Consider the following 16178-nt stretch of genomic DNA (forward strand, 5'->3'; position numbering starts at 1 on the left):
AGAGAAGAGTATAAATAATATGGATAAATTATATACAGTTGATTACAAGATGGGAAAAGGAATATCTTCATGGCGGGATGGCTCTGCTCAGTCAATTACTTTTGTTGTCACAGAGGATTGTAATTTAAGATGTAAGTATTGCTATATAACGCATAAGTCAACCGATAAGAGAATGAGTTTTGAGGTCGCCCAAAAATTTATCGATTATATTTTAAGTGGAAAAGTCCATTGCGGTCCAGCGGTTATACTTGATTTTATTGGTGGCGAACCATTTCTTGAGGTTGCTTTAATTGATAGAATTTGTGATTATTTTAAAATACAGGCATATAAAAAGAAACACCCATGGTTTTGGAATTATCGATTTAGCTTTTCTACCAACGGCATAAATTTCGGAAGTGAAAAGGTACAGAAGTATTTAGAAAAGAATAAGGACAAGGTATCTGTAGGATTGACGATAGATGGAAACAAAGAAAAACATGACTTACAACGCGTATATCCGGATGGTTCCGGTTCATATGATACTGTTTTATCGAATATTCCTTTATATCTTAAAGAGTTTGCACCTAGTACAAAAGTTACATTTTCCAGTGATGATCTTATATATCTTAAGGACAGTATAGTTAATTTATGGGAAATAGGAGTCACCGATGTTGCGGCAAATGTTGTTTTTGAAAATGTATGGAAAGAAGGAGACGATACTATTTTGGAGGAACAGCTCAAGCAATTAAGTGATTATATTCTGGATAATAATTTATATGGAAAATACAATTGTACGTTCTTTTCCGAAAGTATTGGTGGATACTTAAAACCACAGCTATTAGACAGACCAACATGCGGTGCCGGTAAAATGGTGGCTTTAGGGCCGGATGGAAATATTTATCCTTGTATTCGATACAAATCATATTCTTTAAATAAAAGAAAAGAGTGGGTTATAGGAGATGTGGATAGCGGAATCGATATGGAACGAATCAGGCCATTTATGGTTGCAAGTAATCGCTATCAAAGTGATTCTGAATGTTTGACTTGTCCTGTAGCCCAGGGATGCAATCATTGCCAGGGCTTTAACTACGACGAAGCTGATACTGATACTAATTTTCAGAGGGCAAAATATATTTGTAATATGCATAAAGCACGCGTCAGGGCAAATGATTATTACTTTACTCAACTTCATGAGAGGTATGGTGTTAAAAGAAAATGGCATCCGGATAGGCGACAGATATATTTTTTACTCTCAGATAATTATGTTAGTTTTTGTTGCTATGCTAATGTAGATAGGGAAGAGAAAGTATTTATGACTAATGAGGTTTTAGAGCAAGGTTTATCTTTTTGCTATAGTAATTTCTATGAAGCAGTGCTGGTTCATCCTAATCATAAGGTATTAGATATCGATATACCTAAAATGCATGAATTTAGTGTGCGGCATATTGTTTCGGCAGATGTATATAAAGAGGCTGCTGGTAAATATAATAATGTTCTTCCAGTATTTGAAAGAGATACGTTAGAAGCAATTGAAGCAATAACAATTGATAATTGTATATTTAATATTGCTGAGCAAGAGATAGATAAGCTCGCGGAATATGTATTTAGACTTTTAAATAATGCAAAGAGAATTAACATAAATGTACATCATTTAAGCACAAGTTTTCAATATGATATTTATAAAGAACAGCTTCTTTCTATTGAAAAAGAGTTAGTAAAAGATACAAAAAAAGAACTGAATTTGATAACCGACAGGCATTATCTTAAAGAATTCAATAATTGTAAGGCAGGGGAAAAGACATTTGCAATGGCTCCTTCTGGTGACATTTATACTTGTGTTGGGCTTTATGAGAGTAACTTGGAACCCTCAATTGGAGATATCAGTGAAGGGATAACTAAACATAGCAATCCGTATCTTTATGATACGAAATACCATCCAATATGTCAAAAATGTGATGCATATCAATGCAGGAACTGTGTTTACCGTAACAAAAAAGCAACGCTGGAAGTTAATGTGTCACCATCCTATCAGTGTAGAAAAAGCTATATTGAGCGTTATGTTACACAAAAATATCAATCAGATATCGAGTGGAATGGTGAACAAATGAAAGATACAATGTATTTGGATCCTATTTCCAATATAAGCGGAGTTGATAGTTCTCTTTATTCTTTTTATGTTCATTAGAATATATAAGACAGGAGTAGATGTGAGAAAAGTAATTGCTATTTTAACTGAAAGTGAGAAAGAAGAAATACTCGAGTTATATGAAAAAAAACAGGCAATGGAGAATTTACATAAAATAATTAGCATGGAAAAGGATCCGCTGCTATTTCAAACTCTTGAAAGGGATTATTTAGAGCTGATTGCTGATTACAATGCATGGTGGAATCAGCAATCAGATAAAAAAGGATGGGAAAAAGGTCATTTATTTGTTGATTTTTATTCGAGAGAGGTCGTAATGGATGAATAAATAGGATGGTGGGAAATGATGCATAAGAAAAAATACGGGACTGTTTTATTAATAATAACTTTTCTTAGTTTATTAATGGCATGCGGAAATGAAATTCAGCATATTACACCTGAAAGTTTGGACGATAATGTAGTTACAGAGCCTGAAAAGACCGTAATTGAAGAGCAACAAGATATAATAGAGGAAAATAATAGGTACAGTTATCTTACCGGATTGCCGATAGCTGAAGAAAAAAGGAATAAAAGGCCTATAGCGGTAATGTTAAGTAATATTGAAAGTGGATGTCCTCAATATGGAATTGATAAAGCGTCTATTATATATGAAGCACCGATAGAAACAAGAATAACTCGTTTAATGGGGATATTTGAAGATTGGGAGAGTATAAAAAAAATAGGATATATCCGGAGCAGCAGAGATTACTTTGTATATAGTGCAATGGAATATAATGCTATTTATTGTCACTTTGGACAAGCTACTCTTTATGTGGGAGAATTGCTTAATAGCGGAAGAGTGGATACTATAAGTGCCGCTGTTGCAGGAATTAATCATCCTGCTCAATACGCCTTTCATAGAACGGCTGAAAGAAAAGCGCCACATAATGTTATTGCTTCAGGCTCGGATATTTTGATGGATGTAGAGAAATTCGGCTATTCTTTAACTTATCATGAAAATTTTAAACCCAAATTTACTTTTATTTATGATAAGGATGAAGATATTTATAAAAATGAGACAGAAGTAAATGAGATTTATCCTGGTGGAATGTCTGTCAATGCGAGAAATGGTTATGGAAAGATCCAAGCATACTTTGAATATAAAGATGGTAAGTACTATCGCTATCAATATGGCGGGCCTCAAATTGATGAAGAAACTGGTAATCAATTATGTTATGACAATGTAATATTACAGTATTGTTATGGTGAGGTAAGGGATGAAAATGATTATCTTGCATTTAGCTGCCACGGAGATAATGGATATCCGGTGCAGGTATTTACTGATGGAAAAATGATAGAAGGTACTTGGTCACGTTTTAGCGATAATGATCCTGCTATTTATGTGGATAATAAAGGTGAGAATATTAAGTTGACTCCAGGAAAAACTTGGATTTGCATTATTTGGATGGAATATGCAGATGATGTAATCCTTAATTAGTCTTGTAAAGGATTAATAAAGTGGCTTATAAAAAAGAAAAAATAGTTTATAGATTTCTTTGCTCTTGTATTTTAAGACTGAGATTACAATTCGTATTACTTCTTTTTTTACTAATACTGGGATTGACCATATCAAGTATACAACCACTTTTATATGGGAAAATAATTGACACTGTAACATCTAATAATGTAACCCATTTTAATTTATTTCTTTTTACTTATTTTACAGTCATAATTCTTTCAAATATATTACATGTAACGGAAAGTTATTATGGTGAATGGATATCCTTTCGAATCTCTTCTAAAATGAAAAGTATATTATTCAAAAGGATAATTTTACTAAGATTTGCGGTAATACAAGGAATGGATAAGGGCAAACTGTTATCACGGTTAAATGGTGATATAGAAACCATTACTACATATATAATGAGTGTAATTACATCCATAATAACAATTTGTATGAATTCGGTTATTTCCCTTATATTTATATTTCAAATATCGGGTAGTTTGGCCAAAATTGCACTATTATTCATTCCATTATCTTTTTTTGCTAATTTCTATTTCAAAAAAAGATATAGAGCTCTTCAAGCAAAGAAAAGTAATTTTTATGATAGATATTATACATTTCAAATTAATACTTTGAATAATATTGTTTCTTTCCGTTCATATTCTACGATTTGCGGAAGTTTAATTATAAACTTTTCTTCTCTTCTTTTATTTTTTATTTCGGCAATGATGATATGGAAGAATGAATTTAGTTTAGGTAATTTAATATCTTTTCTGACATATATATCCTGTTTGAACAGGGAAGTAGAGCAAATACTAAATTTAAATATGGAATCACAAAAAGTTCAGGTTTGTATTAAACGTCTTAAAGATATAGAAAGTTTACCTTCTGAGATAGATCTTATTGATAATATGGAAACAATAAAGGCTGCCAATGAAAAAATGTTATTTGTTGATAATGTCTATTTTTCATATGTTAAGGAGAATTATGTATTAAATGGTTTTTCATTAGAAATTAATAAAAATGGTTTATACATCATGGTTGGAAAAAATGGATCAGGTAAAAGTACTTTTCTAAAATTATTAGTTAGATACTATGAGTATACAAGTGGACATATATGGATTGGTCATAAAAATCTTATGAATATATCTATTCCTGTTTTACGTAAATCAATTAAATATATTCCTAAAGAACCTTATATAATAAATGCCTCATTTTTAGATAATATCCGTTTTTTTTGTGATATAGAAAGTGATGAAGAAATCTATAAAGGATACAGAGCAGTCGGGCTTTCCGAGTATATTGAGTCACTTCAAGAAAAATATAATACAGTGCTGGGTGAAAATGGGATAACTTTGTCAAGTGGGCAGAAACAAAAAATTAGTATTGCCAGAGCAATTTTGAGCAGGGCTAATATATTGTTACTTGATGAAATTACGTCAGATTTAGATGGGAAGTCGGAGAGAGACATTAATTTAATTTTAAAAAAAGAGAGTAAAAACAGAATTATTATACATGCAACTCATCGAATTGCATCTGCCAAAGAAGGGACAGAAATTTTTGTTGTAGATAATGGAAAAATGGTAATAAGTGGAAGACATGAATTTTTACTTGCAAACTCTGAAGATTATCAACATCTTTTCAAATATACAAGGTAGAAACAATCCGATTTTGAAGGAAAGGAGGAATAGTATGTACGAAAGCAAATTACAGGAGCTACATGTAATGGATGAAATCCTCAAAGCAGATCCGCAATGTGCTGAACAAGCTTGTAAAGGATTGTGCACAGGGGCATGTCAATCAGCCTGCGGATACTCATGCCAGGCTGACTGTGCGGTGGTCGGAATGTGGTAACAAATAATGTGTTTTACAAAAAGGAGGAACAAAGTTATGTATGAAAGTAAATATGAAGAATTAGAAATTTATGACTTAATTCCTAAAGATGTTACTCAGTGTGCAACGGATGCATGTAAAAATCAATGTACGGGGATATGTATATCCCGGTGCCAGAATGCGTGTGAAAACACTTGTTCTTTTTCTGGATTTTGGTAATATGCTTGTGAGTGAGAATGTTGTGAAGCGATGAATTCGCAAATGATAAAAGATAACCTGTACATGTTGAAAAGAATGGAAGTATTTCATCCAGAAAGGATACTGGTAAATGAAAAAAAGAAATATCGTCGTAACAATTCTTACATTAGCCTTTATGTTTTCAATTCCGTGTTTTGCGGCAGAACCTAGGGTGCAAGTATGCTGTGATAAGATGAATAATGTTTATACCACACAAGATTTGCATATGAGGGTTGCAAATGGTGATTGTATGGTAACTGTTGTGAAAGAACAACGGTGTACAAATTGTGGTGCCAGCAGCCAATCGATACTAAGTAGATATCTTCACCCTTATCATGAATAGAGTATGTCACAAATAAGACACTGTGAATAGGTAATGGCAGAGGGGTGATTCCATTGGGCTAATTATGTTAAACGGATGTGTATTAAAACGTATTGATGTATTCAAAGATATTCTTAACTAATTTGATATAGAAAGAGGTTGATATTATATGAAAAAAAATAAATATAAAAAACTTGTTTTATCTGTTTTACTATCTGGGTTTTTAACTGCAATGTCGGGTATAAGTGTATTTGCAGCCGAAAAACCTGAAGTTCAAGATACAAATAATATCTATGTTCCTGGAGTAACCTCCGCGGAAGGTGTTATCGCCCAACCTAATTCCTTTGCCAGGGGAGAAAGTATAATGCATTATTCCACTGTATCACCAAGGTATGGTTTGGTAGCCAACTGCATTTTAAATGGAACGTGTTATAGTACATTATCAGGTTCTCAAGTATCGGCTAGCTATTCTGTTGTATCCACATTTTATCGTAAAGATGGGTATACATTAACATCGGGAACAAAGACAGGCTCAAGTACAAGCAGTTCTGCCTTTACCTGGAGTGAGGGAGATGATGGCGGAGTCAGAGTTAATTCCACAAGAACAGTAACTACTTGCTCGAAGCAGGGATATGTAACAGTGGATATTATAAATACAACCACCAATCCCAATTGAGTAATAATAAACATATAGTTATGGAGTATAGTAGTAAGGGAGTCATTTAAATCAAGTATAGCTGTAAACAATTGCTACAGTATGTATTGGATTGAAAGACTCCCTTTAATTAAGAAGAGGAAAAGAAGGAAGGGGTTATAATTATGAAAAAAAGTGTTCCATCTATTCTCTTATTTTTTTTACTTTTGACTTTATCAGGATGTGGAAAACAAAGGATTGACAGCAGTACTGCAAACAGCAATAAAGAAACGGATGTTCCCGAGATATATACAGAATTTAAGGAATCGTATGATGGTGAAATAAAAAGATTGGACGGATTTGAGGGCAAAACGTATTATAGTTATGGTTTATGGGGAGAGAACTCAGAGTACATGCATGATACTACTGTTTATTTGGAAAATAACATGCTGCACACTTTTCTTTCTTTCACGAATAATATGGGAAAACAGTTTAATTTTACTTTAGTTATTTTTGATAATTATAAGCAGATTGATTTTGAGGTGGATGGAAAATCAATGAGGCAGTGCACCGTGAATATTAAAAATGATACAGATATAAATATTCCCATTACAATATCTTCATTGGAGGAAGGAAAACATGATCTTGTATTTGCGCTTTTCCTGGATACTTATATGGAATTGACTGAGGAGGAGCGGTTGCAGACGGGGGGTACCGCGTTAAGGTGTCTGGCTGTTGTTGGAGGTAAGGAAGATTTCACTAATAAGTTTACTTACCAGGAATTTGATATGATAGAAGCGCGGACAAATGGAGTAGTAATTAACAAGTTTAACGAAAATGAATACTTTATAGAAGCAGGAAATCTCGACGGAGAGACGGAAAGCAGCGCGATTATTTTTATGGATAATTTTGAACAGATAAACCTTCTGAATACGCAGAGCTATCCATATGATCTTGTGAGTCTGGATTCGGGTAAAGAAATAATGATATCTTTGGAAGAGTATTTAAAAAAGATAAGCAAAGATAATAAACCCCATGAAATTTCGGCTATCTGTATCCGAAAAGCGGGAATTGACGGGGATATATATAAGGGCGGTGTGTTTTTTACACAGAGAATTCTGAGCGATACTTATACGGAATAAACCTGTAAGAGTTTGGATACCAGTTCCTCCCAAAGATCCTCCCAGTCATAGCAGGAATTTTCCAGCACAATCCCGGGCACAGGCAGGGAACGGATGATTTCCAGTTCCGCCTTCTGCCGTTCCTCCAGAACCCGGATCACGCCGTCAAATCCCCGGATGCCGTGCTTTTTTCCATAAGGGGTATTTTCCATATAACAGATAAAGCCGTCGATCCAGGAGTTGTCCCCGGACACCCGCTGCGCTGCGGCCCTGGCAACCGTCTCCTTCACATCGGACTGGGCGAGATAAACCAGGACGGGAGAGAGGGGAAGAACCGTCAGGAGGAGTTCCTGGAAATAACGTTTCATTGTTTCTATATCCGCAAGCCGGATAAGCATGAGTTCGTTTACCTGGTTTTGCAGAAAGGCACATTCAAATACCGTAACCGCATTCTTTTCTGCCGCCTCTTTGCCGAAGGAATACCATCTTTTGGAAAGGATTTCCCGGAAGCGGGGAAAAGGGATACGGCCGTCATATATTTCATGTTCCTCCATGGCCTTGAAAAAGGCAGGGGTGCCGGAAGGAACCTGCGTATAAGAGAGAATGGCAAAGCCGTCCTCCCTGCGGGTATTTGCTTCTATTTCATCCCGGAATGAGCGGAAAGGGGCGAGTACACGGTCCAGATCCCCTGCCGGAATATAGGCATTCCAGGCAAGATCGGCAGGATGATACCTGCCTTCCGTATATAAGTCTGCAGTAAGGCCGCGTCCGGTATAGTAAGCGGCGATCCTTTCGGCGAAGGTGGATTTCCCGGAACCGGGGATTCCTTCTACCAGTATCAGTTTTGATTTCATCATTCAGCAGTATCCTTTCCCTGGAAAGGGAGGCGGGACATCAGGAGATTTCCCGGTTTTATGGGGGTATGGCAGTACTACAGTGAACTACATAGTTTCTCTAATCTTTGGTAAGCGGAGGATAAGAAGGCGGCCGCGGATAAATCCTGATAGATCCGGCTTCTTTTATTCTGTCGGTTAAAATCCACCTCTAATGTGAGATAGGGGATATCCCTGCATTTCTTCAGCTTGTTTCCCAGTGCTTCCCAGTTGATATTCCCATCGTAGGGAAGCAGATGGGTATCCTCATCTCCCCAGTTGTCATCAAGATGGACCGCGAATAATTTGTCCCCGTACCGGGACAGGCAATCGGCCCCGGGATGGTTATAATTTTCGTGCCCGCTGTCATAACAAAAACCCAGACGGTCAGATTGCAGCTGTTCATATATGTGGTCAAGATGACAGATGCTGTCCATATTTTCGAGGGCAAGGTTAACCTGCCTGGTTTCGGCATGCTCCACAAGCTTTCGGATACGATCCATACCTATGGGAGTAACGGGAGGCCTTGTGGACAGACGGGTGACATGTATGACTGCCGTAGGGATCCCGTGCCGGCTGCAGTCATCAATGCAGGAAAACAGCTGATTCAGATAAGTGTCGCCATTTATGCCATCCAGCCACAGGTCGTTGGGGTTATTAAAAGGGGCGTGCGCGTAGTCAATATCCAGACCCAGCCGTCTTGCCGTCTCCGGCTGGCGGTTTTTATCTCCGAATTCATCGCCCCACCATAGGGAGGTGGCTTTAAAGCCTGCATCTTTTATAAGCGCCAGCCGCTCCTTAAGGGGTAACGGGTAGCTGAACCAGGAAAAAATACCGAAACCTTTCATGGGATTCCTTTCTTGCCGGGGAAATGGTAACAGTCCTCATAAGTCTGAGCTGTGTTTTGTTTGTTTCATTTTAGCATACAGCAGACAGGAATTCCAGGGAGTATGGCGGTATGATATATTTTTCCATTGATTGTACCGTATGGGATTGATTCTGTTAGTAAAGCAGCGGGAGAAATGGTACTATATAAGAAAAGGGAAAAGGGGGAGAAATATGCAGGAGAATTTGGAGAGTGTCAGAAGATGGTATCATACGCAGGAAAACTATGGATATATGCCCCGGGAGGTAGAAAAAGGATTAAAAATATGGGAAAAAAGTGTGGCAGAGAATTATTTTGTAAAAGGGTCACACATTCTGGATATTGGTTGTGGAGTGGGCAGGGAGGCATTTGCTTTATATGACTTAGGTTTTAGTATAACGGGAGTGGATATTTCCGCACCTATCCTGGAAGAGGCAGGCAGATATGCATCCCTGACAAAAAGGGATATTGAATTTTACCTGATAAACGGATTGGATCTGCCCTTTGGGGACAGGATATTTGACGTCATTATAATATGGTCACAGACATTCGGGCTTTTGTATGGGAATGAAAACCAAATGCATATGCTTCAGGAATGCAGGAGGGTTCTGAAGATAGGAGGTGTCCTCAGTTTTTCTGCCCATGATCAGGAATTTGTGGAGAAAAACTTTCCGCAGTATGTGGAGGGTAAGAAATTTTGGGCATACAAGGACTGCTGGTGGGAAATTTTTACAAAGAAAGAAATCATGGACTTGGCTCATAAGGCGGGATTTCATGTTTTGTGCTGCCGGGAAGGAGAGATTTACCGGCAGGAGGATGGGGTTGTTATTTATTGCGTGGTGCAAAAAAATAGGTAAGTGCCGGGACAGGCAGCGCTATAATAGGTAAAGGAGGAGAAGAAAGGTGGGGGAACATTTTAAATGTCTGTCTGCAGTATTTCCGATTATCATGCGGACAAAAAATGGGAAAAGGCAGGTTTTACTGCTCAGGAGGAAGAATACCGGCTATATGGATGGAATGTGGGATTTTGCCGGAAGCGGGCATGTGGAAGAAAACGAAACCGCCATGCAGGCCGCCGCCAGGGAATGCAAAGAAGAACTGGGTATAACAGTGAAGCAGAGCGATATCCGATTTGCGCATCTATCCCACAGGGTTGGTTTGAACGGGGCACGTACATATTATGATATATATTTTGTGATAGAAAGATATACTGGGGAAGCATATATTGCTGAACCGGACAAGTGTACGGGGCTGCAATGGTTTGATGTGGGGGAACTGCCAGGGGATTTTATCGGAATACGGAAACAGGCGTTAATGATGTATTTTGATTCAAAGTATTATAGCGAGGTAATGAATTCGTAACGGAAGCGCATTTGCTTTCCCAGATGGTAAAAACAGGTTGTAAATTTCTGGATTTTATGCAAGGCGGCAGCTGTCATCAGAGCAGGCAGGAACTAACGGGACTTCCGTTATTTTCTGTCTGCTTTTCCTTTTGTAAAAGGATCATTTAGACCCCAAAAGATGATTTTCAGTAACGGTACAACAGGTCTGCGCATTTACTGTGCAGACCGTAAGAAAACGTGGCGGAAACAGGCATCCTTCCCATTTTGCAGCGATTTCATTGGCGGGATGCGGTAACAGTTCAGAACTGTCTGAAATGTTACGCTTTTTAGGGACAGATTTAACAACAATGATGCATTTTACTGTTAATATATAGAAAAAAGGGTAACCGTGCCGTACGCTCCGGACCGTTACGAAAAGGGGGATGATAAATTGGTCAGAATAGCATTAATGGATGACGACGTCGAATTCCATGCAATGTTCAGTAAATACATCAGGCACTTTTTTCATAAAAAGAATACTCTTCATGAGCTGAGGCTTTATAACAGTCCGGAAACCCTTCGGTATGATTTGAAGGAGGGGAGGAAGTCCGATATTTATTTCCTTGCTATTGAAATGCCGCAGATGAATGATTTTGAACTGGCTAAGCTCATCCGGCTGGAGGTACCGTATTCTATGCTGGTATTCCTCACTTCTCATTTGGAATATGCGGCGGAGGGGTATGAGCTGCAGACGTTTGGCTATATACCCAAAAATCTGCTGGATGAAAAAATAGATGCCGCCCTGGAGTGTTTCCTCGCGGAAATGAATAAGCTGGCAGGAAAGGTGTATCTTATGGATACCAGTTCCTGGTTTGAACGTGTGGAATATGATGATATTATGTATATGTACAAGGATAAGAAAAACACTGTTTTTGTACTTTCTGACAGGCAGATATCCATCCGGAAGCCCTTGCGGGAGGTATTTGACGAACTGGATACGGACTGCTTTATGTACATAGATCGGGAATATGTGGTTAATATGAAACATATCATAAGGATCGTTGACAAAGAGCTGGCGCTTGGAAACGGTACCACCCTTCATATAGGACGTATTTACGTAAAAAAAGTGAAAAAGACAATTCTGCAATTGGGAAAGGACGGGATATGAGAGGACTGCAAACAACCTGCGATATGAAAGCCATATCCTGATTCTCTCTTCCGCCCTGGATGTAAATAATTTGGAAGAAGCCAGACAATATACACAGAAGTTACAGGAAGCCGGATTGTTTACATAATCATAAATGATAAGATGAAAAGGGCCGTTTACGTACAAAAAAGTACCGTTTAAGGGCGAACCCCCAAAATGGTTTCTTTTTCCGTATAATGTAAGTAAGAAAATACGTAAAGGTTAAGATATATCGGAACCGTTACAAAAATACCGGCAGGAGTGATATCGATGCATTATGCTATTATAAAAGAACTTCTTGAGAGTCAGTCTCCCTTATTCAAACGGGTAAACAAAGGGGATTATTCCAACGTATGCTATCTCGGGGCAAGGGATGAAGAACAGGGAACATATGATAAAAATTACACAAACCGTTTGCGGCTGGCCTATTTCCTCCTGTATGAACATATTGACAGTGAGGATATCATAAGAAATCTGTTCCTGGAAGAATTAAAAGACAGGGAAACAAACAGTTTTCAGGGAATCGGCCCTGTACTGGAGATATTGACCTGCCTGCTTGTGAAATATAACCAGGACGGGAATTACGACATCCTTTTTGAACGGGCTAAATCCGCCAATTTTGATTGTGCCTGCGGCTACGATCCTGATATAGAAATGTCGGAGGATATAAATGAATGCGATATATATGACTGTATTTCCATCGCAATCGATATGGGATATCCGGAAACAGCTGCCAGGCTTGTGGAATTATGGAAGAAAAGTGTAGTGGAATGGGACAAACGTAATTTTGAAAGGCTGATTACTTTTAATAAAGATAGCAAACGGGAATCGGAAAATGAGGAGCCGCTGAAAGCCCTGGTGGATACAGCCTATAAAAAAGGAACAAATTCCGACATCATAGGGGCCTGGAGAAACCTGATCCATTACTATATCCGGTTCGAAAGACCGGAACAGGCCTATAGCTGCTTTCAGCGCCTGATACGGGAAGGAGATCTGCCGAAAATTTATCATATCAGGCTTTTCGAATATATCCTGGAGGACTGTATGGAGCTTATCTGCCTGTACAGCGAAAAGGCGGGTGAGCTTTGGGCATGGGCCAGGCCTTTTGTCATAGAGCGTGCAGACGATATGTTCGGAAACCTTTATGAAAAAAGTATCCTGGCAGCAAAAGCAGTTAATGATGAATTTGTCCGGGAACTGGAACATCACTATCAATTATGGAAAGAACGGATGCAGTTATAGGAAATGGATTGCCGATTTCCATAATTTCCTCCATGCAAGTCCTGCCCGGTTATTTATATCGGGCGTACCGCCCTGTAGAAATGATTGTACAAACTGCCAGATTTCTGCGGTCAGTTTGTACAGTTTTTTTATGGCTAAACAGGTAATCAAAAACAGCTTTCAGGCGGAATAACCGGTATAAATATAGGAAGCAACGCAGAATATCATTTCAGAAAACAAGCATGCCAATTCAGGAATGCCGCTGAAATGTCTGCATATAATGGAAGGGGGAAGGGGAGCGCAGGACAAATGAATAATGTGAATATTATATAAATATAAAAAATAAAATGATAATTTATTGTATTATAATAATATTATTAAAAAACATTATATAAAAAATATAATTGTCAGATAATTAAGAATCCTCGATTTCCAGAGTTATTGACATATGCCATAAACAAGTGTAGACTACAGATAGGAATTCAAATGGAGGTGTAATCATTATGAAAATTGCAGTAACCTATGAAAACGGACAAGTATTCCAGCATTTCGGCCATTGTGAAAATTTCAAAATCTATACCGTGGAAGACGGAAAAGTAACGGATTCCCAGGTAGTCAGCGCTGTGGGAAGCGGCCATGGTGCGCTGGCAGGTTTCCTGAAGGAGAAAGGGGTGGATACCCTGATTTGCGGAGGAATCGGCGGAGGTGCCAGGACGGCTTTGGGAGTAATCGGAATCGACCTTTATCCGGGCGCAGCCGGAGATACGGATAAAAATGTGGCGGATCTGCTGGCCGGAACACTTTCCTACAATCCGGATACCATGTGCAGCCATCACCATGGTGACGGCCATAACTGCGGAAATCATTCCTGCGGAGAAAACAAGCATGGATGTGCAGGGAACCACTGAAACCGCAGTATACATGTAACTTTTACTTAGTACGCTACATTTCTGCACAGCACGTGAGAAAATGATTCAGAAGTGTCAAAGCCCTCTCTGAAAGCGAATTAGGATGGATTTTGGCAGGAATTGCGGAGGGACTGAACGTTACTAAAACAGATAAGAAACCCAACGGACGGCCGAAACAGAGCCGTCCGTTTTTATCGGATTCCTGCAAATACATAAATCGTTTCTGTTTTTCCCATGCCCGGTAACCATAAAGCCTCCTAAAAAGCCGTTTCCCCGAAATTCATGTTGAAAAACCCCCGTCTTTTTGCTACCATAGGGGATACCATACAAGCTTTGCAGGATGAGGCGGCAGGAGAAGAACAGCAGTCAGAGCGTGGACAGACAAGGATATGCCGGCGTGTGCATATGTATGAAACAAAAGATAAGACTGACTGCAGGAACGGAACCCGCCCGAGAGGCTCAGGTGCAGACGCGTTTCCGGCTGCAGGGAAAGGCAGCACCTATGAAAATAATGGAATTTATCAATGCCCACAGGGAGGATGAGGACTACTGCGAATGTCTCATCCATCCTGACGGGGAAGTGGATGAACCCCTCCCGTCCCATATAGGAAGACTGATTGAGATAGCGGGTGAGGATTCCGCAACCCTTAACGGGCAGATGGAAAAGAGCATGGAACCTCTTTTCTGGATGGTGGAATATACCGGATGCATGTCGGTATGGCAGACAAGAGTGGTAGCCCCTGCCCGGCCGACGAAAATCCAGGAGGATGTGCTGGAAATGCTCCATGACGCCGCTTTTCTTGCTCCGAAGTATTTATATGAAAAACCGGATGCCGCCTACGTATACAGCGTGGAAAAGGCGAGAATTGCCATTGCAGAGAAAAAGAAGCAGAAGGCAGAACAGGCGGCCGTGCGGGATAACGATTCCGCCGGTTTCCCTATTCAAAAAGACTAGTACTCCATCTGGCCAGAAACGTAACTGACAGTACTGTCAGTTGCGTTTCTGGCCGGACGGAGTACTAGAATGTATTTAAAATTTATTCCCGCAATCGGTTTGTCCCATGTACCGTGGAATTCATCCCAAATGCAATCAACGTAGCCCGCTGCGCCTCATGAATAGGGGACAAAATTCCACAAACTGTGACGCACATCTTGCAGAAAGCAATTCTTAAACACACTTTGATACCATGAATGATTGTTTTAACGTAACTGTTCAGTACCCTCACAGTTACTCTGCAAAAATCCATCCTAAATCGCCTTCGGCGATGGATTTTTGCACTCCTGAATCACTTTCTTACGGTCAGCGCAGTAAATGCGCTGACCTGCTGAACAGTTACGTTTTAACATCATACTAACGAAAAAGGAGATTTTCAGATGAAGCATACCGGTACCAAAATCATAGAAACCGATCGCCTTATCCTGCGCCCCTTCCGCGTGGAAGACGCCCAGGCAATGTATGAAAACTGGGCATCCGATTCCGAAGTTACCCGGTTCCTGACCTGGCCCGCTCACGGAAGCCCGGAAGTGACCAGAGAAATCCTGGCAAGCTGGGTCGCTCAGTATACCGAAAACAACTACTACCATTGGGCCATAGTCCTGAAAGAGAACGGGGATCAGCCCATTGGAAGCATCGGAGCGGTAGAACAGAAGGAAGCCACAGAAATGGTACACATCGGTTACTGCATCGGCCGCAGATGGTGGCGCAGGGGAATAACCTCCGAAGCCCTGCAGGCCCTGATCCGCTTTTTTATGGAAGAAGTGGGTGTGAACCGGGTGGAGGCCAGGCATGATTCCAATAACCCCAATTCCGGGAAAGTCATGGAAAAATGCGGCATGAGGCAGGAAGGCATCCTGCGCCAGGCCGACCGGAACAATCAGGGAATCTGTGACAGCTGTATGCACGCCATCCTGGCGGAAGACTATTTCAGCCCGCGGGTATAAAACCGGTTTTTCAGGAAAAGCCCTGGTACGAAACCGTATTATTCCGCCCGGCTGCGGCCTCTGCAAACCTTTACAACCCACCCTCAATCGGATATACTGTTAAAGGTAAGC

Annotated in this window: 17 protein-coding genes; 15 read left to right on the plus strand and 2 right to left on the minus strand. The window is 39.7% G+C overall.

Going from position 1 to position 16178, the window contains the following annotated elements:
• The first annotated feature begins 19 nt into the window (after positions 1-19).
• From DXA36_RS11955 to DXA36_RS11975, 8 genes are all read left to right on the plus strand, one after another.
• Positions 20-2164, plus strand: a complete 2145-nt coding sequence (locus DXA36_RS11955) for a radical SAM peptide maturase, CXXX-repeat target family (RefSeq protein ID WP_118679436.1) — start codon at positions 20-22, stop codon at positions 2162-2164.
• 22 nt (positions 2165-2186) lie between these two features.
• Positions 2187-2450 (plus strand): CXXX repeat peptide modification system protein, encoded by a 264-nt coding sequence (locus DXA36_RS11960; protein ID WP_182479032.1) that lies wholly within the window; start codon positions 2187-2189, stop codon positions 2448-2450.
• A 15-nt stretch (positions 2451-2465) separates the two neighbouring features.
• Positions 2466-3599 carry a DUF3048 domain-containing protein gene (locus tag DXA36_RS11965; RefSeq protein WP_243114633.1) on the plus strand — a complete coding sequence of 378 codons (1134 nt, stop codon included), beginning with the start codon at positions 2466-2468 and terminating at the stop codon, positions 3597-3599.
• Positions 3600-3619: 20 nt separating this feature from the next.
• Positions 3620-5263 carry an ABC transporter ATP-binding protein gene (locus tag DXA36_RS11970; protein ID WP_118679440.1) on the plus strand — a complete coding sequence of 548 codons (1644 nt, stop codon included), beginning with the start codon at positions 3620-3622 and terminating at the stop codon, positions 5261-5263.
• A 71-nt stretch (positions 5264-5334) separates the two neighbouring features.
• Entirely contained in the window at positions 5335-5466 is a 132-nt protein-coding gene (locus DXA36_RS33845) for a hypothetical protein (protein ID WP_279221546.1), read from the plus strand.
• 29 nt (positions 5467-5495) lie between these two features.
• Positions 5496-5657, plus strand: a complete 162-nt coding sequence (locus tag DXA36_RS32905; RefSeq protein ID WP_182479033.1) for a hypothetical protein — start codon at positions 5496-5498, stop codon at positions 5655-5657.
• A 509-nt stretch (positions 5658-6166) separates the two neighbouring features.
• On the plus strand, positions 6167-6673 hold the full coding sequence (locus DXA36_RS32705) for a hypothetical protein (RefSeq protein WP_147366584.1): 507 nt from the start codon (positions 6167-6169) through the stop codon (positions 6671-6673).
• A 143-nt stretch (positions 6674-6816) separates the two neighbouring features.
• Positions 6817-7773: a hypothetical protein gene (locus tag DXA36_RS11975; protein WP_118679442.1), complete on the plus strand. Its 957-nt coding sequence runs from the start codon at positions 6817-6819 to the stop codon at positions 7771-7773.
• On the opposite strand, the gene DXA36_RS11980 is transcribed toward DXA36_RS11975, so the two are convergent.
• On the minus strand, positions 7761-8609 hold the full coding sequence (locus DXA36_RS11980) for a thymidylate kinase (protein WP_118679444.1): 849 nt from the start codon (positions 8607-8609) through the stop codon (positions 7761-7763). The genes DXA36_RS11975 and DXA36_RS11980 overlap by 13 nt on opposite strands.
• Positions 8610-8683: 74 nt before the next feature.
• Complete coding sequence (locus tag DXA36_RS11985; RefSeq protein ID WP_118679446.1) at positions 8684-9472, minus strand: sugar phosphate isomerase/epimerase family protein; 789 nt, start codon at positions 9470-9472, stop codon at positions 8684-8686.
• 211 nt (positions 9473-9683) lie between these two features.
• Here DXA36_RS11985 and DXA36_RS11990 point away from each other — a divergent pair, with 211 nt between their 5' ends.
• The 7 genes from DXA36_RS11990 to DXA36_RS12020 all read left to right on the plus strand — a co-directional run bounded on the left by DXA36_RS11990 (position 9684) and on the right by DXA36_RS12020 (position 16067).
• Positions 9684-10346: a class I SAM-dependent methyltransferase gene (locus tag DXA36_RS11990; protein WP_182479034.1), complete on the plus strand. Its 663-nt coding sequence runs from the start codon at positions 9684-9686 to the stop codon at positions 10344-10346.
• A 46-nt stretch (positions 10347-10392) separates the two neighbouring features.
• On the plus strand, positions 10393-10851 hold the full coding sequence (locus DXA36_RS11995) for an NUDIX hydrolase (protein WP_118679450.1): 459 nt from the start codon (positions 10393-10395) through the stop codon (positions 10849-10851).
• A gap of 411 nt (positions 10852-11262) precedes the next feature.
• Positions 11263-11979 carry a LytR/AlgR family response regulator transcription factor gene (locus DXA36_RS12000; protein ID WP_118679634.1) on the plus strand — a complete coding sequence of 239 codons (717 nt, stop codon included), beginning with the start codon at positions 11263-11265 and terminating at the stop codon, positions 11977-11979.
• A gap of 288 nt (positions 11980-12267) precedes the next feature.
• Positions 12268-13239: a hypothetical protein gene (locus DXA36_RS12005; RefSeq protein WP_118679452.1), complete on the plus strand. Its 972-nt coding sequence runs from the start codon at positions 12268-12270 to the stop codon at positions 13237-13239.
• 482 nt (positions 13240-13721) lie between these two features.
• Positions 13722-14126, plus strand: a complete 405-nt coding sequence (locus tag DXA36_RS12010) for a NifB/NifX family molybdenum-iron cluster-binding protein (RefSeq protein WP_118679454.1) — start codon at positions 13722-13724, stop codon at positions 14124-14126.
• Positions 14127-14628: 502 nt separating this feature from the next.
• Positions 14629-15081 carry a hypothetical protein gene (locus DXA36_RS12015; protein ID WP_147366585.1) on the plus strand — a complete coding sequence of 151 codons (453 nt, stop codon included), beginning with the start codon at positions 14629-14631 and terminating at the stop codon, positions 15079-15081.
• Between the two features lie 419 nt (positions 15082-15500).
• Positions 15501-16067 carry a GNAT family N-acetyltransferase gene (locus DXA36_RS12020; protein ID WP_118679458.1) on the plus strand — a complete coding sequence of 189 codons (567 nt, stop codon included), beginning with the start codon at positions 15501-15503 and terminating at the stop codon, positions 16065-16067.
• Positions 16068-16178: the final 111 nt, after the last annotated feature.

It is taken from the genome of Eisenbergiella sp. OF01-20 (assembly GCF_003478085.1).
Lineage (GTDB): Bacteria > Bacillota > Clostridia > Lachnospirales > Lachnospiraceae > Eisenbergiella.